The sequence below is a fragment of the Streptomyces sp. Q2 genome (assembly GCF_056820935.1).
This window is the reverse complement of record NZ_JBXEJE010000019.1, coordinates 44525-69302: the sequence shown is the minus strand read 5'-3', so window position 1 is coordinate 69302 and position 24778 is coordinate 44525. Positions and strand designations below refer to the sequence as shown.

General features: G+C 71.4%; 23 protein-coding genes and 1 pseudogene. 14 read left to right on the top strand and 10 right to left on the bottom strand.

Annotation, left to right across the window (positions count from 1 at the left end):
- The first annotated feature begins 177 nt into the window (after positions 1–177).
- The 3 genes and pseudogenes from ACWBNA_RS21815 to ACWBNA_RS21805 all read left to right on the top strand — a co-directional run.
- Positions 178–2742 carry an ICP22 family protein gene (locus ACWBNA_RS21815; RefSeq protein ID WP_482706120.1) on the top strand — a complete coding sequence of 855 codons (2565 nt, stop codon included), beginning with the start codon at positions 178–180 and terminating at the stop codon, positions 2740–2742.
- Positions 2739–3752, top strand: a complete 1014-nt coding sequence (locus tag ACWBNA_RS21810; protein ID WP_482706119.1) for a hypothetical protein — start codon at positions 2739–2741, stop codon at positions 3750–3752. Before ACWBNA_RS21815 ends, ACWBNA_RS21810 begins: the two co-directional genes overlap by 4 nt.
- A 104-nt stretch (positions 3753–3856) precedes the next feature.
- Positions 3857–3949, top strand: a pseudogene (locus ACWBNA_RS21805) (IS5/IS1182 family transposase); the annotation flags it as partial.
- On the opposite strand, the gene ACWBNA_RS21800 reads toward ACWBNA_RS21805, so the two are convergent.
- The 3 genes from ACWBNA_RS21800 to ACWBNA_RS21790 all read right to left on the bottom strand — a co-directional run bounded on the left by ACWBNA_RS21800 (position 3921) and on the right by ACWBNA_RS21790 (position 5423).
- Positions 3921–4256 carry an ankyrin repeat domain-containing protein gene (locus ACWBNA_RS21800; protein ID WP_482706118.1) on the bottom strand — a complete coding sequence of 112 codons (336 nt, stop codon included), beginning with the start codon at positions 4254–4256 and terminating at the stop codon, positions 3921–3923. The pseudogene ACWBNA_RS21805 and the gene ACWBNA_RS21800 sit on opposite strands and share 29 nt — an antisense overlap.
- A gap of 82 nt (positions 4257–4338) precedes the next feature.
- Positions 4339–4548, bottom strand: coding sequence for a DUF397 domain-containing protein (locus ACWBNA_RS21795; protein ID WP_482706117.1), 210 nt, complete (start codon positions 4546–4548; stop codon positions 4339–4341).
- Positions 4545–5423: a helix-turn-helix domain-containing protein gene (locus ACWBNA_RS21790; RefSeq protein WP_482706116.1), complete on the bottom strand. Its 879-nt coding sequence runs from the start codon at positions 5421–5423 to the stop codon at positions 4545–4547. The genes ACWBNA_RS21795 and ACWBNA_RS21790 overlap by 4 nt, the downstream gene beginning before the upstream one ends.
- Positions 5424–5577: 154 nt before the next feature.
- Between ACWBNA_RS21790 and ACWBNA_RS21785 the strand changes: the two genes are divergently transcribed.
- The 3 genes from ACWBNA_RS21785 to ACWBNA_RS21775 all read left to right on the top strand — a co-directional run bounded on the left by ACWBNA_RS21785 (position 5578) and on the right by ACWBNA_RS21775 (position 8068).
- Positions 5578–6063 (top strand): ATP-binding protein, encoded by a 486-nt coding sequence (locus ACWBNA_RS21785; RefSeq protein ID WP_482706115.1) that lies wholly within the window; start codon positions 5578–5580, stop codon positions 6061–6063.
- A 207-nt stretch (positions 6064–6270) separates the two neighbouring features.
- Positions 6271–7143: a helix-turn-helix domain-containing protein gene (locus ACWBNA_RS21780; RefSeq protein WP_482706114.1), complete on the top strand. Its 873-nt coding sequence runs from the start codon at positions 6271–6273 to the stop codon at positions 7141–7143.
- Positions 7144–7177: 34 nt separating this feature from the next.
- Positions 7178–8068, top strand: coding sequence for an RpnC/YadD family protein (locus ACWBNA_RS21775; protein WP_482706113.1), 891 nt, complete (start codon positions 7178–7180; stop codon positions 8066–8068).
- Between the two features lie 63 nt (positions 8069–8131).
- On the opposite strand, the gene ACWBNA_RS21770 is transcribed toward ACWBNA_RS21775, so the two are convergent.
- Positions 8132–9058 (bottom strand): DUF3027 domain-containing protein, encoded by a 927-nt coding sequence (locus ACWBNA_RS21770; RefSeq protein ID WP_482706112.1) that lies wholly within the window; start codon positions 9056–9058, stop codon positions 8132–8134.
- A gap of 269 nt (positions 9059–9327) precedes the next feature.
- Between ACWBNA_RS21770 and ACWBNA_RS21765 the strand changes: the two genes are divergently transcribed.
- The 4 genes from ACWBNA_RS21765 to ACWBNA_RS21750 all read left to right on the top strand — a co-directional run bounded on the left by ACWBNA_RS21765 (position 9328) and on the right by ACWBNA_RS21750 (position 12975).
- Positions 9328–10782, top strand: coding sequence for an MFS transporter (locus ACWBNA_RS21765; RefSeq protein WP_482706111.1), 1455 nt, complete (start codon positions 9328–9330; stop codon positions 10780–10782).
- Between the two features lie 61 nt (positions 10783–10843).
- A complete protein-coding gene (locus tag ACWBNA_RS21760; protein WP_482706110.1) occupies positions 10844–11344 on the top strand; it encodes a hypothetical protein in 501 nt (166 codons plus the stop codon).
- Between the two features lie 13 nt (positions 11345–11357).
- The gene (locus ACWBNA_RS21755) at positions 11358–12113 is read left to right on the top strand and encodes a futalosine hydrolase (protein WP_482706109.1); all 756 of its coding nucleotides are present in this window, start codon (positions 11358–11360) and stop codon (positions 12111–12113) included.
- Complete coding sequence (locus tag ACWBNA_RS21750) at positions 12103–12975, top strand: 1,4-dihydroxy-6-naphtoate synthase (RefSeq protein ID WP_482706108.1); 873 nt, start codon at positions 12103–12105, stop codon at positions 12973–12975. Before ACWBNA_RS21755 ends, ACWBNA_RS21750 begins: the two co-directional genes overlap by 11 nt.
- A 7-nt stretch (positions 12976–12982) precedes the next feature.
- On the opposite strand, the gene ACWBNA_RS21745 is transcribed toward ACWBNA_RS21750, so the two are convergent.
- Positions 12983–13366 carry a cold-shock protein gene (locus ACWBNA_RS21745; protein ID WP_217236935.1) on the bottom strand — a complete coding sequence of 128 codons (384 nt, stop codon included), beginning with the start codon at positions 13364–13366 and terminating at the stop codon, positions 12983–12985.
- 164 nt (positions 13367–13530) lie between these two features.
- Between ACWBNA_RS21745 and ACWBNA_RS21740 the strand changes: the two genes are divergently transcribed.
- Positions 13531–13779 (top strand): hypothetical protein, encoded by a 249-nt coding sequence (locus tag ACWBNA_RS21740; protein ID WP_482706107.1) that lies wholly within the window; start codon positions 13531–13533, stop codon positions 13777–13779.
- On the opposite strand, the gene ACWBNA_RS21735 is transcribed toward ACWBNA_RS21740, so the two are convergent.
- Positions 13758–14390, bottom strand: coding sequence for an HAD family hydrolase (locus ACWBNA_RS21735; RefSeq protein WP_482706106.1), 633 nt, complete (start codon positions 14388–14390; stop codon positions 13758–13760). The genes ACWBNA_RS21740 and ACWBNA_RS21735 overlap by 22 nt on opposite strands.
- A gap of 124 nt (positions 14391–14514) precedes the next feature.
- A complete protein-coding gene (locus tag ACWBNA_RS21730; RefSeq protein ID WP_482706105.1) occupies positions 14515–15621 on the bottom strand; it encodes a hypothetical protein in 1107 nt (368 codons plus the stop codon).
- 352 nt (positions 15622–15973) lie between these two features.
- Between ACWBNA_RS21730 and ACWBNA_RS21725 the strand changes: the two genes are divergently transcribed.
- Positions 15974–18502: a helicase-associated domain-containing protein gene (locus ACWBNA_RS21725; RefSeq protein WP_482706104.1), complete on the top strand. Its 2529-nt coding sequence runs from the start codon at positions 15974–15976 to the stop codon at positions 18500–18502.
- 140 nt (positions 18503–18642) lie between these two features.
- Positions 18643–20286, top strand: coding sequence for a DNA repair helicase XPB (locus ACWBNA_RS21720; protein ID WP_482706103.1), 1644 nt, complete (start codon positions 18643–18645; stop codon positions 20284–20286).
- 20 nt (positions 20287–20306) lie between these two features.
- Here the strand turns inward: ACWBNA_RS21720 and ACWBNA_RS21715 are convergent, their stop codons facing one another.
- On the bottom strand, positions 20307–20492 hold the full coding sequence (locus ACWBNA_RS21715) for a hypothetical protein (protein ID WP_482706102.1): 186 nt from the start codon (positions 20490–20492) through the stop codon (positions 20307–20309).
- 415 nt (positions 20493–20907) lie between these two features.
- Between ACWBNA_RS21715 and ACWBNA_RS21710 the strand changes: the two genes are divergently transcribed.
- A complete protein-coding gene (locus ACWBNA_RS21710) occupies positions 20908–22983 on the top strand; it encodes a HelD family protein (RefSeq protein WP_482706101.1) in 2076 nt (691 codons plus the stop codon).
- Between the two features lie 236 nt (positions 22984–23219).
- On the opposite strand, the gene ACWBNA_RS21705 is transcribed toward ACWBNA_RS21710, so the two are convergent.
- Together ACWBNA_RS21705 and ACWBNA_RS21700 are read right to left on the bottom strand one after the other, a co-directional pair.
- Complete coding sequence (locus tag ACWBNA_RS21705) at positions 23220–23927, bottom strand: copper homeostasis protein CutC (protein WP_482706100.1); 708 nt, start codon at positions 23925–23927, stop codon at positions 23220–23222.
- A gap of 183 nt (positions 23928–24110) precedes the next feature.
- Positions 24111–24776, bottom strand: a complete 666-nt coding sequence (locus ACWBNA_RS21700; protein WP_482706099.1) for a maleylpyruvate isomerase family mycothiol-dependent enzyme — start codon at positions 24774–24776, stop codon at positions 24111–24113.
- Positions 24777–24778: the final 2 nt, after the last annotated feature.

The window sequence follows — 24778 nt, the reverse complement described above, 5'->3', positions numbered from 1 at the left end:
GGCGGGGGTGTGTGGGCCGCCTGGGCGGATCGGGGTAGTCGGCGTGCCGGAGAGGGTCCCGGGGCAGGGACCGCACGTAAGCGAGCAGCGCCGGGGGGCCAACCTTTGGCCAGAACCGCATCGCGGATGCAACGCGCCGATTGATACAGATGATCGAGTCGGTGACGGGTGGGAGCAGTGGGGGCGAGTGGCGGCGTGCTCAAGCCGGGGGAAATACCGCAGTTCCAGGGCCACTTGGATCAGCTGGAGATCGACTGCGCGGACCTGAAGAAGGACGCGGGCAACGTCCGCAAGACCGGCGAGGACATCCACTCCCAGTTCCAGGGCCTGTCGGCCTACTACGTCGCGTCGGAGGCGGAGGAACTCTTCGCGAAGACGAAGCCGGTCGCGGACCGCGCGGGCACGTTCGCCGACGACCTGGAAACGGTGTCCTCCGCCCTGTCCACGTACGCCACCGAGGCCCGCCCCCTGGCGACCAGACTGGAGGAGCTCAAGGCCAGGGCCGGGACGTTCGTCGCGTCCGTCAAGGACGACGACGAGTGGGAGTACGACGAGGACAAGGTCGACGAGCACAACCGGATCCGGGACGAGATCACCGCGACGGTGGCAGCGTTCTGGGCGGCCGAGCGGACCTGCCACAACAAAATCACCGCCCTGTGGGGCGGGACGCAGATGGTGGCCGGGGACGGGTCCGACCGCAAGGACCAGTACGGCTTCGCGGCCGAGGACATGAAGAACGCCAAGGTGCCCTGGGGTGACCCGGTCGAGGAGAAGCACCACTGGTACGAGGTGGGCCACTGGGTGAAGTCCTTCGTCTGGGACGGCTTCATAGTCGACGGCATCTGGGGCACCATCAAGGGCCTCGGCACCCTGGTCGGCGTCGATGGCTGGGACGCCATGGGCCAGGCATGGAAAGGCCTCGCCCAACTCGGCGCCGGCATCGCCCTCACCATGAACCCGATCCTGGGCACGGCGTTCTGGCTGCTGCCGGAGGACAAACTCCCGGCCTCGATCCGCGATTCACGCACCGCGATGAAGGAGACCGGCAAAGCCCTGCTGGCGTGGGACGAGTGGGGCAAAAACCCTTGCCGCGCCGCCGGTGCCGTCACCTTCAACGTCCTGACGACCGTCTTCACGGGTGGCGCGGGCGGCGGCGTGTCGGGTGCGGGCAAGGCGGGCGCGGCGGCGAAGGTGCTCTCGGCGGCGGGCAAGGCGAGCCACTTCGCCGACCCCATGACCTACGTCGCCAAGGCCGCCGGCGCTGGCCTGTCGAAGATCGGCGACATCACCAAGGGGCTGAGGGGCGTCGGCGCGATCCACGTCCCACCGCTCCCGGAGGGCGCCTTCGCCCTCCCCGAGGGCTCCTTGAAGCTCCCGGACGGCACGGTGAGATTGCCCGAGAGCGCGACGATCCCGGAGGGCGCGACCCGGCTCCCCGACGGCACCATCCAACTCCCCCACGACACCCTCACCCTCCCCCCGGGCACGACAAAGCTCCCGAGCGTGGACGGCTCCCCGGCCCAGTACATCGACGGCAACGGCAACCTCCTCGACCAGCACGGCAACGTGATCGACGACGTCGACAACGCGCCGACGGATGTGGTGGACGGACCGGCTTCGGGCGCCCCGGCGGCAGGCGCGGACGTGTCCCGCGTCGACTCCCCGGTCAGGGAACCCGCCCTGGTGGGCGCGGGTGCCCGCACCGCCGAGCAGGCCGGCCAGCCGGTGCGGCTCGGCGACAGCGTGGGCGACGACCTCGGCGATGTGGGCCGGGTTCCCGACAACGCAGGGGTACGCGCGGGTGGTGACAACGCCCCGACTGCCCACGCCGGAGGTGAGCTCCCCGGCGGCCCGTCTGCCGGCCATGAACCGCCCAGCGGTCGTGGCGGTGAACACAGCAGTGGCGGTGAGGCGCATGAGGCACCTGTCGGCGGCCACGAGCAGCCGTCTTCGGGCGGCCACACTGAGGGGCCCACGGCCGGTGGCCACCGAGAGGCGCCCGCCGACGGTGGTTCGAGAAGCCCGGACACCGACACATCTAGTGGATCAGGCTCCCACGGTGGCGTGGCGAACTGGGAGCGTCCCTCCCGGGAGTCGGGGCCGATGGAGCGTAGCGGCGATACCGAGCAGCAGATCCGTGACCAGTTGCGTCGATCGAGTGTGAAGCCGGACGACTTGGAGCGGGTTCTGACCAACCTTTCCAACCACCCGGCGGGCAAAGAGATTGCTGACACGATCGCATCCGGCAGATTCAAGGGACTCGATAATTACGGGCAGGTCGTATCCAGCCTGAGCCATGTAGACAAGATGTCCGGTGGCATAGAGCAGCTGCGTCTCGGTAACCGGCTGTACGACAGCGGGATCCACGACATATCCTTCGAGATCAAGGGGGGCGTGGAGATAAAATCGGGGGTTACGACGGCCGACGGAACAGATCTCGACGTGATGGCCCGAGATATGGACGGCAAGGCTCACGGGTATCAGTTCAAGGAAATCCAGAACCCGAAGAGGCTCGTGAAGAAGATCTTCGAAAACATGAAGCAAATGGAGAATTCCGGCGCCGACTTCAACACGTTCGTGGTCGACACGAAGGGCACATTGGCTGATCATGTGGCCCTCCGCACTGAGCAGCGTCTCGTGGACGTTTACGGCAAGACTGGAATCCAGTTCGTGATTCGCGTCGAGGACGGGGTCCTGACCATCCCGCCCGGCGGTAAATTCATGCCGGAGGGAACACTGTGAAAGCCACCACCCCTGTCGCCCGCTGGACGTGGGGACGCGATCACGACGCCGGCAGCAGCGTAACCGCCTGCCTGCATGAACTGTTCACCGCGTACGCCGTCCTGAGCGAGCACAGGCTCATGGTCGGTACACCGCGTGTATCCGTGTCCGTCCACGAGGCTGGCGTGAAGAACACCTACCTTTTCCAGGGCGGATTCGAGCCAGAGGCAACCTCCCCTCCCGCGGACGCTGCGGCGGAATTGGCCGAGAGGATCGAGGCCTCTATGCGTCCCGGCGAAATCGGGTCAGTGTATGCGGGCGCCAGTAGCGGCGGCGAGGTGGTGATCGGAAACGACACCCGCGAGGAGGCGGACCTCTTCCGACTGGGAGCCTCAACGCTGTTCGATTACATCAGCGTGGATCTGGTGACGCACACTGATGTCTGGTTGCCGTACGACCTCAAGGGATGGCCTCAGCCCGACGTCTGCGCAGCCAACGCCCCGCGACTCTCCGCGGCCCTGCGCGATCTTTCCGAGGCACTCGACTCGGAGACGGACCCGGACGAGCCGACGTACTTCGCGAAGCCGAACGAGTCGGGCGCCGAGAACTTCTTCGACGAGAACGCCAACGCGCTGGACGTATGGGGGAGCTTCGAAGTCCCCTCCCGGCACGGGATGTTCACGCAGACGCCTGGTTTCGGACGGATCGGATACCGACGCACGGTCGAGGGCGACGTCCGGTACGTGCCGGTCAAAGACGATCACGGTGACGTGCTCGGCTATCTGTGGGTCTCCGACTCCGAGCCGGCAGCGAGCTTCGAGCCGCAGGACGTCGGCGACGACACGGTCTACCAGGCCGGGTTGATCTGGCTGCAGCGTCTGCGATCCGCGTACGACCGGGGCCTGTCCCCGGCAGCAGCCCTGGTCGAGTTGTCCGCCATGCCGGACGAGAAGGGCGCAGGCCACGTGGACCCGACATCCGAGCCTCGCACCGCTGCCCTCACCGCCCTGCGCGACCGCGAGGCCGGCTGACAACCGTGACCCGGCTTCCCGCGTCCTGCATCGATCTGGACCGCCATGTGTGGACCCACTACGACTGCGCGGCGCGGGAACCATCAGCTGAGCGCCGGAACCAACTTCGGTGCCGATACGAGCGTAGAGCCGAACACTTCCTCGCCTTCACGAGCATCGCCTGCACCCTCATCTGTTACCGGCGGCTCGCCTGCTGATGTGGGCCCGCAGCAGATGCACAGCCAGGTCGTGACCGTAGTGGGCAGCCACATCCAGCGGTGTGTGACCCTCTGGATCCGCGAGCTCCGGGTCAGCGCCGAAGGCCAGCAGTACAGCAGTGAGGTGAACGGTCAGCGGCTCACCGCTCTGCAGGGATCCGTCGCCCTCGGCATCGATGGCGTGCGTGAGCAGCGTCATGTTGCTGAAGATTTCGTCGGGATCAACACCGTCGGCCAGCAACCGGGCCAGAGCCTCCGCATTGTCGTGCTCGACCGCGTCATGGGCAGGCGTCCAGTAGTCACTCACCCAGGCATTCAACCGTCACAGCACCCGTCTGCCAGCGAATTTCTCCATTGCACAAATCACCAACTGAGATGACGTATCAAGGTCAGCCCGCTGACGCGTACGTCACGAAGTCCGCCCACGCGGCCGGAGTGACGGCGAGCCGGGGGCCCTCGGTGTGCTTGGAGTCGCGGACGTGGATGGTGCCGGGGGTGGGGGCGATCTCGACGCAGGAGTCGCCCTCACTGCTGCTGCTGTAACTGCTCTTGAACCACGCCAGGTCGGACGCGCCCCCGGCTGAGGTGTTACGACTCATGTTTCCCCCAGCAGTTGCTCGATGAAGGCGGCGGACTCACGCGGCGTGAGAGCCTGCGCCCGGATGATGCCATACCGAAGTTCAAGGATACGGAGCTGCCTGGGCTCGGACACCGGTCGGCCGTTGGCGACGGCCGGCGAACGGCCCATCGCCAAGCCGTCGGCGAATTTCAGCACCTCGATACCGCCCGCAAGCCCGGCATGCTCCTCCCGATCCATCGGCATCACCTGAAGCTCGACGTTCCGCAACTGCCCGGTGACCAGCAGATGTTCGAGCTGGCGTCGCAGCACCGCCTTCCCACCGAGCGGGCGGCGAAGCGTCCACTCCTCCAGGACGAAGCTGAGTTCAGGCACGGGGCCCCGCTCGAAGACGGCCTTGCGGGCCACCCGTGCGGCGATGAACCGCTCCACCTCGTCCTCGGTGTACGCGGGGCGCCGCATCAGCAGTAGCCCTCGCGCGTACTCCGGCGTCTGCAACAGCCCGTGGACGTTCAGCGGGTCGTACAGCTGAAGCTCGACCGCCTTCGCCTCCATCTGCGCCAGGTCCCGCACCTTCTTCGGGTACCGGACCTTCTTCACGTCCTCCTTCATCGCCGCGAGCAGCCCACCCGCCGCCAGCACCTCGTCCGCCCTGTCCAGGTACTCGGGGCGGGGAATCCGCTTCCCGGCCTCGATCTTGTAGACCATGTCCTCGCCGTACCCGACCGCCTCCCCGAAGTCGGCGGCCCGCATCTCCACCGCCTCCCGCCGCAGCCTCAGCTGCCGCCCCACCGTGGCGACGACCGCCACACCCCAGTCGTCGTCCGGGTCGACCTCCCAACCCGGCTCGTCCGCCTCGGTCTTGAGCCGCCCCGCGTGGCCGTCCACCTGTGTCATCCCGCGCCCCTCCGTCGTACGACCTTGCCGCGACGCCCCTACCCGTACGACCGTTCCCGACAGCCCGGACACCACCGGACAACCTCTGGACAGTCACCGTACGCAACGGAGTCGTCACTGTTCACGGTAGGCGCGGACGGCCACTCTGAGTGACGTGATCCACGAAACCGCCGCCCCCGAGGCTCGACTCGACCACCCGATCCGCAACTTCAGCGTGCAGCTGTCCCCCACGCCCCGCGGAGCCCGCCTCGCCCGTCTTCTCGCCACCGAGCAACTCCGCGCGTGGGCGCTCCCGTTGGACCCGGCACGCCACCTCGTCGCCGAACTCGCCGCCAACGCGGCCACCCACAGCCGCGTCCCCGGCCGGGACTTCCGGGTCACCCTCTACGTCGTCGCCGACACCCTGCGCATCGAGGTCACCGACACCTGCGGCGACCATCTGCCCAGACTCCAAGTACCCGCCCTCGACGCCGAGTCAGGCCGGGGTCTCGTCCTCGTCGAGGCGCTCGCCGACCGCTGGGGCACAACCGTGGGGCCAGCCCCGCGCAAGACCGTCTGGGCGGAGCTGAATCTCCCACCGGAGCACACAAACGCGGGCTTCGGTGACAGGGGCGCCTTCCCCAAAGAACCACGACGATGAAAGCACCACCACCAAACCCCACCCCACCCTCCCGCCGCGGCGCCCGCCACCTCACCCGGGCGAGTGAACATCACCAACTCGGCTGGATTTCCGTCCGGTTGCCGGCCTTACTCTCAGCGCAACACGACCGCAGACATGCGACGGCCCCCGCCGGGACTGGCATCCCAATGCGAGGGCCTGACCAACGAGGAAGAAAGCACCTTCCTGATGGATACGCACGACATTAGCGTGCCCCCGCACGCCCAGTCCCGGCCCGCAGGCAAAAACCACCCCCACCGGCACGCCCACCCCGGCGGCGGCCTGGACCACGACCACACCCGCCACACCACCCGCTTCACGGTGATCGGCAACCACCTCGCCCAGCACCCGGAGCTCTCGCTCCTCGCGATCGGGCTCGGCGCCCACATCCAGTCACTGCCCAAGGGCGCCCGCGTGGACATCAAGACCCTCGCCGCCCGCTTCCCCGAGGGCGCGACCCGCATCGCCGCAGCCCTGCGCGAACTCGAAACCCACGGCTACCTGCGCCGCACCCGCGAACGCGTCCCCGGCGGCCGCATCATCACCCGGACCGTCTCCTGCAACCAGCCCGGACGGCACCGCGACGCCGACCACGAGCCCGTCGTACGCCCCGCACACCCCGCCCCGAGGAAACGAGCACCCCGAAAGCCGCTATCCCCCGTGCCGCACCCGGCGCACCCCGCCCCCGCCCTCCTCCAGAGGGCCACGGACCTCCTCGCCGACCTCCGCCGCCACGACCCCGGCCTGCTCCTTTCCGCCTGCGACACGGCCCACCTGGCCCCCGGCGTCGCCGCCTGGCTGGAACGCGACGTCAGCCCCACCGCCGTACGCCACGCCCTGACCGCGGATCTCCCACCCGAGGGCCTACGACGCCCCGCCGCCCTCCTGGCCCACCGCCTCACCGCCCAACTGCCGCCCCCACCCCCGTTCCGCACACCGACCGCGCCACCACCGGCCACCCGCCACCCCCTCCAGAACTGCGACGCCTGCGACCGCGCCTTCCGCTCCCCCGCGCCCGGCCACTGCCGCGACTGCCGGGCCCCGTCACCCGCACCGGTCTGAGGATCCACAGGCCCGCCCCAGCACAAGGAACCGCATGGTCAACTCGTCCCACGAGGCGATGCACCGCATCTTCCAGGAGTACCCGGGCCTGTTCACCGGCGTCTCCAAGGCCCTCGGGCTGCCGTTCATCCGGCCCACGTCCGTCACGGTTCTGCCGACCGACCTCACCGAGATCCAGCCCGTCGAACGCCGCGTCGACACACTCCTGCGGTTCGACGGCGAGGAGCCGGTCCTGCTGGCCGTCGAAGCGCAGAGCGCGAAGGACCCGAACAAGCCCGCCAGCTGGGCCTACTACCTGTCCTTCCTGCACACCAAGTACAAGACCCCGCCCCTGCTGCTGGTCGTCTGCCAGGACCGGGCCACAGCCGAGTGGGCCGCCCAGCCCGTATCCATCGGGCCCCGGTGGTGGGCCGCCCTCACGCTCCACCCGCTGGTGGCCGGTCCGCACAACATGCCCGTGATCAACGATCCGGACGAGGCCCGTGCCGACCTGGCGCTGGCCACACTGTCCGCCATCACCCACGCGAAGGAACCGGCCGTCGATGGGATACTTAAGGCCCTCTCCACCGCTCTGCAGGACGTGCCCGAAGCCGTCGCCGACCCCATCATCGAATTCACCGCACAGGGCCTCGGCGTCAATCGCCGGGCCGGAGAACTCTGGAGGAACCTGGTGGCCGTGGACCTTTCCTTCTACAAGTCGTATCTCTCCGAGGAAATCCGTGACGAGGGCCGCGCCCAGGCAAAGGCCGAAGGCATCCTGCATCTGCTGGACCGCCGTGGCGTCGAGGTCTCGGACGCAGACCGCGAGCGCGTCACGTCGTGCGACGACCTTGATGTCCTCGACCTCTGGTTCGACCGCGCCATCACCGCCACCTCGGCGGAACAGGTCCTCTCAGAGACCGCGGACCGACCCACGGGTGAGTAGCGAGCGAGTCCGATCCTGGACACGAGTTGGTGCCGTGTCCGGATCAGACTCCCACCGGGCCCCTTACGAGTGCCCCAGCTCCGCCGCATCCTCGTCGGAGACATCCGGTACGGACCCCGAATCCCGCGCCGGCCGCAGCGGGAACGGATCCACCGTCGTCTCGTCGATCACCGGGGGTGCCGGCCGTGGCGGAGCCGGCATGACCGCTGCCTCGGAGTGGCCTCCGCAGCCGTAGGACAGGGAGACCAGGCGGCCGTCGGCCGGGGCGAACTCGTTGGCGCAGACGCCGAAGGCCTGGCCCAGGGAGCCGCCGATCGGCACGAGGAACCCGCAGCTGACGCAGGCCGCGGGTGCGGCCTGGGCCATGGGGGTCTTCGCGCCGTAGGACTCCTCCCAGCGGTCGGCGGCGACGTGCAGGCCGTAGCGGGACAGGACGCGGGCCCGGCGCATGCCGAGTTCCTCGGCGACGGCGGCGATCGAACCGCGGGCGGGGACCACGGGCAGGGTCGCGGGGGCGCCCGGCGTGACCTCGGCGTCCTCGGCCTCGACCAGCTCGGCCATCTCCTCGGAGACGGGCGAGCTCGGCAGCGGCTCGTCCTCCCCGGTGTAGCCGGGCTCCAGGCGGAGGTCCTCGGCGTCGGTGGGGAGGAGGTCTCCGGGGCCCATGTCGCCGGGGCGCAGCCGCTCGCTCCAGGGCACCCACTCGGGGGCGAGGAGGGCGTCCGGGCCCGGCAGGAGCACCACCTCGTCCAGGGTGACGAACTTGGCGCGGGAGGCGCGGGCGACCGTGACGGCCCAGCGCCAGCCCCGGTAGCCGAGTTCCTTGCACTCGAAGAAGTGCGTGACGACACGGTCGCCCTCGGACACCAGCCCCGAGTGCTCGCCGACCACTCCGGGTGCGGCGGCCTCCTCGGCGGCCGAGCGGGCAAGGTCGACGGCCTCGGCGCACAGGCGGTCGGGGGTGCGGCTTCGCGTGGTCGCTGCGCTCACAGGTATCGCTTCTCTCCTACGCCGTCTCTCTGGTGCGTCTGCCTGTCGGCGGCGGGGCGGACGGAGCGGACCTGGGGACCGCGTCAACGTCCACGCCCACTCACACTCGGGCGCACCTGTACCACCCATTCTGCGGGATGGCTGAGATACGCACGCTACCTGTTCGCGTGCGCTTGGCCTACACCGACGGGTCTGTTCGCTTTCAGAAGTGCACCGCCATACGCGCGGTAACCGCACTACACACGGCTTTCTCGGGGCACTATGACGGGGTGGCAGCCGCGAAGACTCCCGAAGGTGCCACCGGGATCGGTGGGTCCAAAGGGATGTCCAAAGGGATCAAAGGCAGCAAGGGGAGCGGCCGAGGCAGCGGGTCGGGTCGCAACGGCGGGCCTCTCCGCGCGGTCGGCCGTGCCCTGCATCTGCCGGTGACGGGTCCCGCCCGCGGTATCCGCAAGGCGACGCACGCCCACGGGGCCGGCGAGTCCGGGCTGGGCAAGCTGATCGAGCTGCACGGTGTGAACGGCGCCGGGGATGTGATGATCACGGTCGCGCTGGCCTCCACCGTGTTCTTCTCGGTCCCCACGGACGAGGCCCGGGGGCGCGTCGCGCTCTACCTCGCGATCACGATGGCGCCCTTCACGGTCCTCGCCCCGGTGATCGGCCCGCTCCTGGACCGCCTCCCGCACGGCCGTCGCGCGGCGATGGCGGGCTCGATGCTGGCCCGGGCGCTGCTCGCGCTGATCCTGTCCGGGGCGGTCGCCAGCGGCAGCCTGGAGCTCTATCCGGCGGCGCTGGGCGTACTCGTCGCCTCGAAGGCGTACGGGGTCGTCAGAAGCGCCGTGGTGCCCCGGCTGCTGCCACCCCGGTTCTCCCTGGTGAAGGCGAACTCACGGGTCACCCTCGGCGGACTGCTCGCGACCGGCGTCGCCGCGCCGATCGCGGCGGGGCTGCAGTCGATCGGGTCGAGCTGGCCCCTCTACGGCGCCTTCGTGATCTTCATGGTGGGTATGTTCCTGTCCTTCACCCTGCCGCCGAAGGTCGACTCGGCCAAGGGCGAGGACGTGGCGCTGCTGGCCGCGGACGAGGCACACCTGCACGGGCCGCACCTCAAGCCGGTCAAGCGGCCCGGGCTGCGCACGGTCGGCATCGCCGTCACGCACGCCCTCGGCGCCAACGCCGGGCTGCGCTGTCTGTCCGGCTTCCTGATCTTCTTCCTCGCCTTCCTGCTGCGGGAGCATCCGCTGACCGGGGAGAGCGCGGCAGTGTCGCTGGGCATAGTGATCGCCGCGGCGGGCACGGGCAACGCGCTCGGTACGGCGGTGGGGGCGTGGCTGCGGTCGAAGGCGCCGGAGATCATCATCGTGACGGTGGTGGCGTGCGTGGTGGGCGTGGCGATCACGGCGGCCATATTCTTCGGCGCCTTCCTGGTGGCGTGTCTCGCGGCGGTCGCCGGGTTCGCGCAGGCCCTCGCCAAGCTGTCGCTGGACGCGCTGATCCAGCGGGACGTGCCGGAGCAGGTGCGGACGTCGGCGTTCGCGCGCTCCGAGACGATCCTCCAGGTGTCCTGGGTGTTCGGCGGCGCGGTCGGCATCGTGATGCCCCTCAACGGCACGCTGGGCCTGTTCGTGGGCGCCGCGATCGTCGCCGTCGGCTGGCTGACCACCGTCCGGGGTCTGCTGACGTCGGCCCGCCACGGGGGCCCCGCGCGACCGAGGGTGGCGTAACGCACGGCACGTCGCACCCCCGCGTAGGGGGGTGGGTGGGCGTGCCCGATAGCCTTCGGCCATGACCATGCTGCAATCCGTAGTGCGACGCCGCCGCGTCGTCGCCGCCGCCGGCGCCGTATCCGCCGGACTGCTCGTCCTGTCGGCCTGCGACAAGCCGACGCCGCGCGCCACCGTGACGGTCGGCTCGGACTCGGTGAGCGCCGAGGCCGCCTGCTACGACGACGGCAAGGACCTCGGCAAGGAAGAGGCCGCCAAGTGCGCCGCCAAGAAGTCGTCGCACACGATCGAGGTGCCGCAGAGCGAGACGCTGCGCATCGGTGTCGACCCTGAGGTCGCCGACACGGGCTGGGCCCTGTGGATCAACGGCCAGCAGGTCACCAACGTCTACAAGAAGACGTACTACTCCTTCGCGGGCGTCGACCTCTTCGCCGACCAGCAGGGGCAGGCCGCGCCGAAGGAACTGAACATCAGCATCGTCGAGCAGGACAAGACCGACTCGACGGTCAGCAAGGTGTACAAGGGCGCCTGGAACTTCAAGCTGAAGAACGCGGACAACTGATCCGGCTCCGTCCATGCGCATCCTCGTAGCCACCGCGGTCCCGGTCGAACGGGACGCGGTGGCGCGCGCGTTCCCGGGCACCGCTCGTGAGGTGCCGATCCCGGGCGCGACGCTCCACCGGCTCACCGGCACGACCCCGCACCCGCTCGCCGGCACGCCCTTCCACAGCGCCCCCGGCGGGTACGACCTCCTCGCCGCCGGTGTCGGACCCGCCCTCGCCGCCGCGTCCACCGCCGCCGCCCTCACCGCGGCCGCGCTCGAAGGCACCCCCTACGACCTCGTCGTCTCCGCCGGGATCGGCGGCGGCTTCCAGCCGGAGGCGCCCCTCGGCTCGCTCGTGGTCGCCGACGAGATCACCGCGGCCGACCTGGGGGCAGAGACGGCCGACGGGTTCCTGCCGGTGACCGAGCTGGGCTTCGGGGCCGTCACCCACCGTCCGCCGGAAACACTCGTACGAGCTGTCGTGTCGGCGACCGGGGCGCGCCCCGGCACCGTCCTCACCGTGTCGACGGTGACCGGTACGGCCGCCCGGGCCGGCGTCCTGCGCGAGCGCCACCCCCGCGCCCTCGCCGAGGCCATGGAGGGCTTCGGTGTCGCCGAGGCGGCCGCCGCGCACCGCGTGCCGGTCCTGGAGCTGCGGGCCGTGTCCAACCCGGTCGGCCCGCGCGACCGGGCCGCCTGGCGCATCGGCGACGCGCTGAGCGCGTTGACGACGGCCTTCGGGAAGCTCACACCCGTCTTGGAGAGTTGGAACCCACATGACCAGTGAGCCGTTGCAGCCGTCGCAGTCTTCGCAGCCTCTGCGGATCGCCTACTCCCCCTGCCCCAACGACACCTTCACCTTCGACGCCCTCGCCCACGGCCGCGTCCCCGGCGCGCCCGCCCTCGACGTGACCTTCGCGGACATCGACATCACCAACGGCATGGCCGAGCGCGGCGAGACCGACGTGCTGAAGGTGTCGTACGCCGTGCTGCCGTACGTGCTCGACAGGTACGCGCTGCTGCCGTGCGGGGGTGCGCTGGGCCGGGGTTGCGGGCCGCTCGTCCTCACCCGTGAACCAGGTGACCTGACGGGCCGTAGGGTCGCCGTGCCGAGCGAGAGGTCGACGGCGTACCTGCTGTTCCGGCTGTGGGCGGCGGACACGCTCCCGGGTGGTGTGGGCGAGATCGTGGTGATGCCGTTCCACGAGATCATGCCCGCCGTGCGCGACGGGAAGGTCGACGCGGGACTCGTCATCCACGAGGCGCGCTTCACGTACCGGAACTACGGGTTGCACAAGCTCGCGGACATGGGCGAGCACTGGGAGAACACGACCGGGCTGCCGATCCCGCTGGGCGCGATCATCGCCAGGCGGTCGCTGGGCGCGGAGAAGCTGACGCTGCTCGCCGACTCGATCCGTACGTCCGTCCGCGCGGCCTGGGACGATCCCGCGGTTTCCCGCCCGTACGTCATGGAGCACGCCCAGGAAATGGATCCGGCCGTCGCCGACCAGCACATCGGACTGTACGTCAACGAATTCACGGCGGATCTGGGCGAGGACGGTTACGCGGCCGTACGCGGGCTGCTCACCCGTGCGGCGGCCGAGGGGCTGGTACCGCCCCTCGGCCCGAACGCGCTGGATTTCCCCTGAGGGACGGTTATACGTCGAGCTGGTCGGCGACCGCCCGCAACAGGCCGGCGATCTTCGCGCCGGCGGCCTTGTCGGGGTAACGGCCCCTTTCGAGCATCGGCGTGATGTTTTCCAGGAGGGTCGTCAGATCCTGGACGATGGAGGCCAGTTCGTCCGGCTTCTTGCGGGTCGCGGCCGCGACCGAGGGTGTCGGGTCGAGGATGGTGACCGAAAGAGCCTGGTCGCCGCGCTGACCGGCGACGACACCGAACTCGACTCGCTGGCCCGGCTTGAGCATCTCGACTCCGGCGGGGAGGACCGAGGAATGGACGAAGACGTCACCGCCGTCGTCGCGGGAGAGAAAGCCGAAGCCCTTCTCGCTGTTGAACCACTTGACCTTGCCGGTAGGCACGTCTGTCCTCGTCCTCGTACTCGTCGGAAAACTGCTTCTGGAAACGGCTCTTGATAGCACTGGGGCGGGTCGTCGGGACCCGCCGGTTCCCAGGCTAATGGTCTTCAGGCCGGTGACAAGACGTCGCCCGGTTGTTCCTTCGCGCAGGGAACTACCCTGGTCCGGTGCGTGACAAAACCCAAACGAATTCCGTCGAGCCCGGTGACCGACTGATCCGCGCCGGTGCGCTCGTGTTCTTCATCGGTGCCGTGGCCACTTTGGTCACGGTGGCCCCGATGCTGCTCGGTACGACGCCCTTTCCGACGTACATGTTCGGCCTGAGCATGCTCATGGGCGTCGGCTTCCTGCTGTCCGGAGCGGGAGTGCTCCGGTCGGTCGCGGCGGGGCGCCGTCAGGCGCGGGCCGGGAGGTAGTCCGCCAGCCAGTCGGGGAACTCGGTGAGGTCCTTCAGGACGACGTCCGCGCCCGCCGTACGCAGTTCGTCCGGATCGCACGGGCCGGTGGCCACCGCGACCGAGAGCGCGCCGGCCTTGCGCGCGCCCCGTACGTCCCCGACGTGGTCGCCGACGTAGACACCCGCGTCGTGCTCGCGCAGCGCGTCCGCCTTCTGCTCCGCCCACAGGTCACCGATGACCTCGTCGGGCGCTATGCCCAGGTGGGCCAGGTGCAGCTCGGCGTTCGGCTCGTGCTTGGCGGTGACGACGATCGCGCGTCCGCCGGCCGCCCGGACCGCCGCGATCGCCTCACGGGCGCCGGGCATCGCGGGGGTCGGCACGATGGCGATGGTCGGGTACATCGAGCGGTACAGGTCGGCCATGGGCTCGACCCGCTCCGCCGGGAACCAGTTGACCAGTTCCTGGGCGAGTGGCGGCCCGAGCCGGGTGACCGCCAGGTCGGCGTCGATGTACGTCCCCGTCCGCTCGGACAGCGCCAGGTAGCAGGCGTGGATGCCGGGCCGGGAGTCGATGAGGGTCATGTCGAGGTCGAAGCCGACGGTCAGCGCGGGGGAGGTCGTAAAGGCCATATGGGCCATTGTGCCCAGCCGCCGTCACGGCAGGCCGGCCGTGTGCCCTGCCCATGCCTGCGCGTGTGCCCTTGTCTGTGCGTGTGCCCTTGCCTGTGCGTGTGCCTGTGCCTGTGATCGCGGACTACCGCCGTCGCTGCGACCGCCACACCAGGAACAGCGCCGACGCGACGGCCGCGCCCCGCACCACCCACGGCCAGGTCTGCGCGATCGCGTCGCTCATGTGTCCCTCGGCGACGGGGTCGCCCCACCGGCCCTCCGTCCGCCCCCACAGCCATACCGCGCCGGCCGTCAGGGACAGGCAGGGCAGGACCACGACCGCCCACTTCGTCTCGGCGTCGCTCAGCCGCCGCGACGCGTAGGCGATGCCCCAGCCCAGCACGAGGGCGATCCAGTTGCCGAGCACGGCACCGGCGACGAGCAGGGCGGCGGCGAGGAGGAGGAACGGGTTGGTCCAGCCGCCCGTGCCGCCGTCGCCTCCGGTGTCTCCGTTGCCCCTGTGGCCCAGGAGCCGGAAGCGGGGGCGGGCGGCGGGCGCCTCGGCCACGGCCTCCACGACGGGCGCTGGAGGGGGCGTGGTCTTCTGGAGCCGGACCAGCTTCCCGAGCGTCCCCGCCTTCTTGTGGACCGTGGGCGCGGGCTGCTGTTCGGCGGGCTGTTTCGCGACCGCCGGCTCCTCCTTCGGCGGCGGCCTGAGCAGCTCCGGGATCTCCACACCTCCGACGAAGCCGGGCACGCTGTCGCCCACCCCGAACGGGCTGCTGTCCACCCGCCACCAGTCCGGCTGCGTCGCGCTGTCCCCGAGCTCGTGCGTGCTCGCCATGTGCGGCGGCGAGGGCACGTCGGACGGGCCGGGGTCGGGGGACGCCTGGGCCGGTCGCGGCCTCGGTACGACCCGCCGCAGCCCCTTCGGGCGGACGCGTTCCTCCGCTTCCCGGTCCCGCTGTACGGGCACTGCGGCGGCCGGCGGCTGCGGTGTACCGCCGGTGTTGCCGGTGTTGCCCGTGCCGCCTGCGGCCTGGACGACCTCGTCGGGGCTGCCCAGGCGGTCGATGATGCGGCGGACGGCGGCGGGGCTGTCGACGGTGACCTTCGCGCGACGCCGGTCGATCTCGTTGCGCAGCTCCGACACCAGGCGCATCCGGGTGGCCGACGGCAACTGCCGCTGCTGGGCCACGTCGCCGACGCGGCTCAGATACTCGTAGACGACCTGGTCGCTCTCGATACCCACGAAGTCCCCTCCGGGGTTGGCGCGTTGGATACCTCGTCGGACGACGGTATCGCGGGTGGGCGCATCTGCCGTAGCGGCGGGCAGCGCGTCGGCAGGGTCATCGGCGGGGTCATCGGCGGGGTAGGACGGCGGGGTGGGACGGCGGGGTGGGACTCGCGGCCCGGCGTTGCGGGGTGCTGGGGGGCCGCGGGGTGCTGGGGGCGGGTCGCGCAGCCCGGCGTTGCGGGGTGCCGCTGCGCCCACCCGTGCCGCCCCAGCGGCACGACTGCCCGCAGCTGGGGGGTACGACTGCCCGCAGCTGGGGAGGCACACGGGCGCCCTGTCGTCGTGGCCACCCGCTACCGTGGGTCGGATGAGCAACCCGGCAACACCGCCGCGCTCCCTCGCCGAAGCGCTCCGTGCCAGGGACGACGCCTCCCTGGCCGCACTCCTGCGCGCCCGTCCCGACCTCATCACGCCCGTGCCCACCGACCTCACCCAGCTCGCGACCCGCGCCGGCACCCGCGCGTCGGTCGTGCGGGCCCTGGAGCGGCTCGACCGGTTCGCGTTGCAGACGGCGGAGGCGCTGGCGGTGGCGGCGGACCCGGCGGCGTACGAGGAACTGCTCGGGCTGATGGCGGGCGACGAGCGGGACCCGGCGGTCACGGCCGCGCTGCCCCGGGCGCTCGGGACGCTGCGCGAGCAGGCGCTGGTGTGGGGCGCCGACGACCGGCTGCGGCTCGTCCGTACGGCCCGGGAACTGCTGGCGCCCTCGCCGCAGCATCCGTCGCCCACCGGGCTGGGCCCGACGGTCCAGGAGGCGACCGCGGGCATGTCGCCGGGTCGTATCCAGGACATCGTGACGGCGGCGGGGCTGACGTCCACGCACGACGCGGTCTCGGCGGTGGCGGCGCTCACCGCACTGTTCAGGAACCGGAAGCGGATGGGGACGCTGCTCGCCGGCGCCCCCGAGGAGTCGCGGGAGGTGCTGGCCCGGCTGGTCTGGGGGCCGCCGTACGGCCAGGTCACCGCGGATCCCGCAGCCCATCTGCGCTGGCTCGTCGACCGGGGTCTGCTGCTGCCGACGGCGCCCGGGACGGTCGTCCTCCCCCGGGAGGTGGCCCTGCACCTGCGCGGCGGCCGGGCGCACCGGGCCGCCGAGCCGCTACCGCCGGCCGTGGAGGCCGCGGCCACGCACCGTCCGCAGGTGGTGGACGCGACAGCGGCCGGGCAGGCGTACACCGCGCTGGCGACCGTCGAGGAACTGCTGAAGGACTGGGACGAGGGCGGGCCCGCGGTGCTGCGGGCGGGCGGGCTCAGCCTCCGTGACCTGAAGCGGACCGCCGTCGCCCTCGACGTGTCCGAGCCGATGGCCGCCTTCTGGGTCGAACTCGCCTACGCGGCGGGGCTGCTGGCCTCCGACGGCGAGCCCGACGAGCGGTACGCGGCGACACCGGCCCACGACGAGTGGCTGGAGCAGCCCCCGGCCCAGCGCTGGGCGCGGCTCGCGGAGGCGTGGCTGACGGCGACGCGGACGTCCGGGCTGGTGGGCGGCCGGGACGTGAAGGAGCGCACGCTGTCGGCGCTGGGGCCGGGGCTGGACCGCTCGGCCGCGCCCGAGGTGCGGCACCGGGTGCTGGCCCTGCTGGCCGGTCTGCCGGAGGGCGCCTCGCCGTCCGCCGAGTCGGTGCTGGCCCGCCTGAGCTGGGAGCGCCCCCTGCGCGGGCCCCAGCGGCAGGACGACCTGCGGGCCCGGATCGCCCGGTGGACGCTGTCGGAGGCGGAGCTGCTGGGGGTGACCGGCCGGGGCGCGATGTCGACGCAGGGGCGGGCGCTGCTGGGCGCGCCGGCGCCGAAAGCGGCAGCGGAGGAACCGGTCGGGCCCGGCGACAAGCTCCCCGTGCACCACCACCCCGTGCCGGCCGTCGAACCCCTCTCGCCTCCCGAACAGGCCACCGCCTCCGCGGCGGCCGCCCGCCTTCTCGCACCCCTGCTCCCCGAGCCCCTGGACCACGTCCTGCTCCAGGCCGACCTGACGGCGGTGGCGCCGGGGCCGTTGCGGCGGCCGTTGGCGGAGATGCTGGGGGTGCTCGCCGACGTGGAGTCGAAGGGCGGGGCGACGGTCTACCGGTTCACGCCCGGCTCGGTGCGCCGCGCGCTGGACTCCGGCCGGGCCGCCTCCGACCTGCACGCGTTCCTGGCCGAGCACTCCCGTACGCCGGTTCCGCAGCCGTTGTCGTACCTGATCGACGACGTGGCGCGCAGGCACGGCCATCTGCGGGTCGGTGCCGCCTCCGCCTACGTCCGCTGCGACGACGACGCCCTGCTCAACGAGATCATGGCCGACAAGCGTGCCGCGGGCCTGCGGCTGCGCCGGCTGGCCCCCACGGTCCTGGCCACCCAGGCCGAACCGGCCGCGCTGCTCGACGGGCTGCGCGCGATGGGGTTCGCGCCGGCCGCCGAGTCCGCCGAGGGCGACGTCCTGATCTCCCGCGCCCACGCCCACCGCACCCCGCCGCGCACCGCCCCCGCGCCGGTGCCGGAGGGCCCCCCGGTCCCCGACGCGACCCTCCTGAACGCCGCGATCCGTGCCATCCGCGCCGGCGACCTGGCCTCCACGGCCCCCCGCAAGCCGACGGCCACCACACCCGTCACCGGCGGCGACCTCCCCCGCACCAGCTCCGCCGAGACCCTCGCCACGATGCAGGCCGCCGTCCTCACGGGCGAGGCCCTGTGGATCGGCTACGTCAACGCCGAGGGGACCGCCACCCAGCGCCTCATCGCCCCGATCCGCGTCGAGGGCGGCTTCGTCACGGCGTTCGACCACACGGCGGACGAGGTGCGGACGTATCCGCTGCACCGGGTGACGGGGGTGGCGGAGCTTGCGGAGGACACCGGCTGACCGGCGGTCTCCGCGCCGCCGACGCCACCGTCCTCTCCGTCCTCTCCGTTCGGTGTGACGCGCGCCCCACCCCGACAGCGGCCCGTGAGGCACACTGGACGTTTGGCCGTGACTCTGGCCTTTCGGAAAGGGTGCCGAGCGTGAATGGTCCACTCATCGTCCAGTCGGACAAGACTCTGCTGCTCGAAGTCGACCACGAGCGGGCCGACGACTGCCGTCGGGTCATCGCGCCGTTCGCGGAGCTGGAGCGGGCGCCGGAGCACATCCACACCTACCGGGTCACGCCGCTCGGGCTGTGGAACGCGCGGGCGGCCGGGCACGACGCCGAGCAGGTCGTGGACGCGCTGGTCGAGTTCAGCCGGTATCCGGTGCCGCACGCGCTGCTCGTGGACATCGCGGAGACGATGGACCGCTACGGCCGCCTCACCCTGTCCAAGCACCCGGCCCACGGGCTGGTCCTCACCTCCACCGACCGGCCGGTCCTGGAGGAGGTCCTGCGGTCGAAGCGGATCGCCCCGCTGGTCGGCAACCGCATCGACCCCGACACCGTCGCCGTGCACCCCTCCGAACGCGGGCAGATCAAGCAGACGCTGCTCAAGCTGGGCTGGCCGGCCGAGGACCTCGCGGGGTACGTCGACGGCGAGGCGCACGCGATCGAGCTGGCCGAGGAGGGATGGGCGCTCAGGCCGTACCAGAAACAGGCCGTGGAGAACTTCTGGCACGGCGGGTCCGGTGTGGTCGTCCTGCCCTGCGGGGCCGGGAAGACGCTGGTCGGCGCCGGAGCCATGGCGCAGGCCAAGTCGACCACCCTCATCCTCGTCACGAACACCGTCTCCGCGCGGCAGTGGAAGCACGAGCTGGTGAAGCGGACCTCCCTGACCGAGGAGGAGATCGGCGAGTACAGCGGGACGAGGAAGGAGATCCGGCCCGTCACCATCGCCACCTACCAGGTGCTGACGACCAGACGGAAGGGCGTCTACCCGCACCTGGAGCTCTTCGACTCCCGGGACTGGGGGCTGATCCTCTACGACGAGGTGCACCTGCTGCCGGCTCCGGTCTTCAAGTTCACGGCCGATCTGCAGGCCCGGCGGCGGCTGGGGCTGACCGCGACCCTCGTGCGGGAGGACGGGCGGGAGTCCGACGTGTTCTCGCTCATCGGGCCGAAGCGGTTCGACGCGCCCTGGAAGGAGATCGAGGCGCAGGGGTACATCGCGCCCGCCGACTGCGTCGAGGTCCGGGTGAACCTGACCGACGCCGAGCGGCTCGCGTACGCCACCGCCGAGACGGAGGAGAAGTACCGCTACTGCGCGACGACCGTGACCAAGCGGAAGGTGACGGAGGCGATCGTGCGCCGGTTCGCCGGGCAGCAGATCCTCGTCATCGGGCAGTACATCGACCAGCTCGACGAGCTGGGAGAGCACCTCGACGCGCCCGTGATCAAGGGCGAGACGTCCAACGCACAGCGCGAGAAGCTCTTCGAGGCCTTCCGGCAGGGTGAGATCAGCGTGCTGGTCGTGTCGAAGGTGGCGAACTTCTCCATCGACCTGCCCGAGGCGACGGTCGCCATCCAGGTGTCGGGGACCTTCGGGTCACGGCAGGAGGAGGCACAGCGGCTGGGGCGGGTGCTGCGGCCGAAGGCGGACGGTCACCAGGCCCACTTCTACTCCGTGGTCGCCCGGGACACCATCGACCAGGACTTCGCCGCGCACCGGCAGCGGTTCCTGGCGGAACAGGGGTACGCCTACCGGATCGTGGACGCGGACGAGCTGCTCGCGGACAGCTGAGCGGCCAGGGTGCGGGCGTCTCACCTGCGGCGGACGCCCACCTCCTCGCGGTACTCCCCGAGGACGAGGACGTCGAAGGCGGCGCCCGCGAAGACCTTCACGGCACGCAGGGCCTCGCCGAGGACGTGACGGTGGCTGCCGAGGACGGGGGTGGCGCCGGCCGGGCGGGGCGGGCGCGGGACTGGGGTGACGGTTGCTGCGCTCATGCCTCCATGGTGGCTCTCCGGGCATAAGGACGGCATCGGTCTGCGGAGCGAACCCGGGTGGTCGGCGCGTAGTACTTCGGAGTGACCGGCCACCCTCAGGGTGGAGGGGGCGTCCCCTAGGGGGCGGCGAAAGCCGTTGGCTCAGGGGACGGAGAAAAACCGTCGGCTCAGGGGGCGCGAAAACCGTCGGCTCAGGGGACGGCGAAAGCCATGCGCTCAGGGCCGCGAAAGCGATGCGCTCGGCCGGCAGGGAAAGCCATGCCCTCAGCCGGTGGGGAAAACCATTCGCTCGCGGACGGGCGGCTCACCTACAATCTCCGCTCTTGCCCGCCTCCCCACGGAGTGCCGCCGCCCGGACGGAAACCGGCCGGTATCCCGCATCACCCCCACCGCAGGTCCTTCCGGAGGCACTCCCTTGTCCACTCCGCCGTCCACTCCGCCCACGCACGTCGACGACGATCCCCTCGCCCGCGAACGCGCGCACCTCGCCGGGTCCCGTGCCGCCCTGCGTGCCATGCGCGAGGACGCCGAGTCCCTCGACATCAGCGACGTCACCGCGAACTGGGTCAACGCCCAGATCCTGGAGCGCCAGATCGGCGAACGCATCAAGGCGCTCGCCGACCTCAGCCACACCCCGCTGTTCTTCGGCCGGCTCGACTACCTGCACGCGCCCGGCGCCGAGCAGGCCGAGGGCGGCGAGGGGGAGCGCTTCTACATCGGGCGTCGGCACGTGCACGACCACGACGGCGACCCGATGGTCATCGACTGGCGTGCGCCGGTCTCGCAGCCGTTCTACCGGGCGTCCAAGAAGGCCCCGATGGACATCGGGCTGCGCCGCCGCTTCGGTTACACGGGCGGCGACCTCACGGCGTACGAGGACGAGCACCTGTCCGACCCGGCCGAGCAGTCGGGGGCCGCGGCCACCAGCAAGCTGCTGCAGCAGGAGATCGAGCGCCCGCGTGTGGGTCCGATGCGGGACATCGTGGCGACCATCCAGCCCGAGCAGGACGAGATCGTGCGCTCCGGGCTGGGCGGGACGGTGTGCGTGCAGGGAGGTCCGGGAACCGGGAAGACGGCCGTCGGCCTGCACCGCGTCGCCTATCTCCTCTACGCCCACCGCGACCGGCTGGCCCGCACCGGCACCCTGGTCATCGGGCCGAACAGCTCCTTCCTGCACTACATCGAGCAGGTGCTGCCCGCGCTGGGCGAGCTGGCGGTCCAGCAGGCCACCGTCGACGACCTGGTCTCCCGAACCGCCGAGGTGCGGGGTACGGACGACGCGGCCGCGGCGGTCATCAAGGGCGACGCGAGGATGGCGGAGGTGCTGAGGCGGGCCGTGTACGCGCACGTGAGCATGCCGGCCGAGCCGGTCGTCGTCGTGCGCGGCTCACGCCGCTGGCGGGTCCCCGCGTACGAACTCGAGGGCATCGTGCGGGAGTTGCTCGACCGCGACATCCGCTACGGCGCCGCCCGCGAGGCCCTCCCGCAGCGCATCGCGCATGCCGTGCTGGTCCAGATGGAACGCTCCGGCGAGGCCCCCGACGACCGGGTGCAGGACGCGGTGGCTCGCAACAGCGCGGTCAAGGCGGCCGTCAAGGAGATCTGGCCGCCCGTCGACCCGGCGAAACTCGTGCTGCGGCTGCTCACGGACGCGGACTTCCTCGCCGTACACGCGGAAGGAGTCCTGACCGAGGACGAGCAGAAGACGATCCTGTGGGCGAAGCCCGCGCGGTCCGTGAAGTCCGCCAAGTGGGCGCCCGCGGACGCGGTGCTCATCGACGAGGCGAACGACCTGATCCAGCGCACGCACTCGCTCGGGCACGTGGTGCTGGACGAGGCGCAGGACCTCTCCCCCATGCAGTACCGGGCCGTCGGCCGCCGCTGCAGCACCGGTTCGGCCACCGTCCTCGGCGACCTCGCCCAGGGCACCACCCCCTGGGCGACCCGGAGTTGGGAGGAGGCCCTCGCCCACCTCGGCAAGACGGACGGCGTGATCGAGGAACTGACGGCCGGTTTCCGCGTGCCGACCGACGTCATCACGTACGCCTCCCGGCTCCTGCCGCACATCGCCCCGGGCCTGACCCCGGTCGCCTCGGTCCGTGAGAACCCGGGCCTCTTCGCCGTCCGCGCGATCTCCGGCACCACCGAAGTGGTCGCCGCCTGCGAGGAGTTGCTGCGCCGCGAGGGCTCCACCGGTCTGATCGCCGCCGACGCCCGGATCCCGGCGCTGGCCGAGGCGCTGACCGAGGCGGGCCTCGGGTATCTCGCCCCGGGCGAGGAGACGACGGCGGAGACCCGCCTCACGCTGGTCCCTGCCTCACTGGCCAAGGGCCTGGAGTACGACTACGTGGTCCTCGACGAACCCCAGGCCGTGGTCGACGGCGAACCGGACGAACGCACCGGCCTGCGGCGCCTGTACGTGGCCCTGACCCGAGCGGTGTCGGGCCTGATCGTGACGCACGCGGCGCCACTGCCCGGCCAACTCGGCTAGGCCCTGTCGTCACCTTCCCGCCTGCCCCGCGACGCCATGCACGTTCCCCACTGCCTCAGGGGCGTGGGAGGTGTCCCCACTCGCCGCACCGGGCACAGCCCCACGTACAACCGGTACAAGGGCTGCGCCCAGGCACGCCGTGAGCACGCACCTGACGCCGCGGGGCCCCCGCCCTTCGGGCGGACGACGGGGATGTGACGACAGGGCCCAGGGACTGCGCGGGAGGACTCCCGGCGTCACCCGCCGTCCAGCGCCCGCCGCCACTGCGCGACCGCCGCCACCGACACCGGGCGGCCCCAGCCGTCCGGCCGGGCGGCCCCGCCGATGTGGAAGGCGTCGATCCCGGCGGCCCGGAGCGACGGCACATGGTCCAGGCGCAGCCCTCCGCCCACCAGGATCCGCGGCTCGTATCCGGGCTCCCCGCCCCGCCTGCGCGCCGCTTCGGTGAGCAGTGCAGGGAGGCCGTCGTCCACGCCGGACGCCGAACCGGCGGTGAGGAGGGTGTCGAGGCCGGGCAGCCCGTCGAGCTGCTTGCGCAGGGCGTCCCGGTCGGCACAGTGGTCGATCGCCCGGTGGAAGGTCCACCGGCAGCCGTCCAGCGCTCCGGCCACCCGTTCCACGGCCGGCAGATCCACTCCGCCGTCCGCGTCGAGGAACCCGAGCACGAACTCCTCGGCGCCGGCGGCCCGCAGCTCCCCGGCGACCCGCACCAGCCGGTCCACGTCCTCGGCGGCTCCCGCCGCGAACCCGTCCGCGGGCCGCAGCATCACGCGCAGCGAGATGTCGACGGCGGCCCGGATCCCGGCGACCGTCGCGGCCGACGGGGTCAGCCCGTCGGCCGCGATGTCGGTGACCAGTTCGAGTCGGTCCGCGCCTCCGGCCTGGGCGGCGACGGCGTCCTCGGTGTCGAGGGCGATCACCTCCAGGACTGCACGCTTGCTCATGGGACCCCATTCGTCGGACGGCTACAGGTCTGGCTGCACGTCTGGCCACACGTCTGGCCAGACGTCTCCTACAGGTCTAGTCCAATCCAGACTACGCCTGTGCGACCACGCCCGTACCGGGCCCCGTGCGCCCGGAGACGTTCACCCCGAGACGTTCACCGGGCAACGCTCACCCGGCGACGCTCACCCGTAGATGTTCAGCTCCTCCTCCTTCGCCCCCGCCAGCTCGTACGCCGCCCCCGCCGCCGACCGCCCCGCGTACAGCCGTACGAGGGTGGCGGCGTCGCCGATGTACCGCGCCGGCGGCCGCTCCCCGGGGACACCGCCCAGCCGCAGCGGCTCGTCGACGTCGTCGAGGTCGGCCTGGAGGGGCACGTGGTCCCGCTCCCGGGTGATCCGGGCCAGCAGCACCAGCGCGTCCGGCAGCCCCGGACCCGCGTACGCCCCCGGCTCCCCGAGCGCCTCGCGCACGTCGCCGGCGTGCACCCACTCCCCCAGCGCGATCCCGTCCAGCAGCCCGCCCGCGCGGGCGATCACCGGCCCGGCCTCGGTCATCCCGCGCTCCAGCTCGTCGACGACCCGCGCGTTCGGCCAGTCGGCCCGCTCGGCGATGTCCCGGTCGTTCGACTCGGGCGAGAAGACGTCCTTGTCGTACCTGCTCTCCACCACCCGCATCAACGCGGCCGAACAGTGCGCCAGCACATCGCGCACGGTCCACCCCGGACACGCGGCGGCCGGCAGGGCGTAGTCCTCGTCGGGCCTGGCCCGCAGCAGCGGGACGAGCACGTCCCGCTCGGTGGTCAGAAGTCGGCCGGGCAGGTCCGGATCACGTACGTCGGCAGAAGTCATGG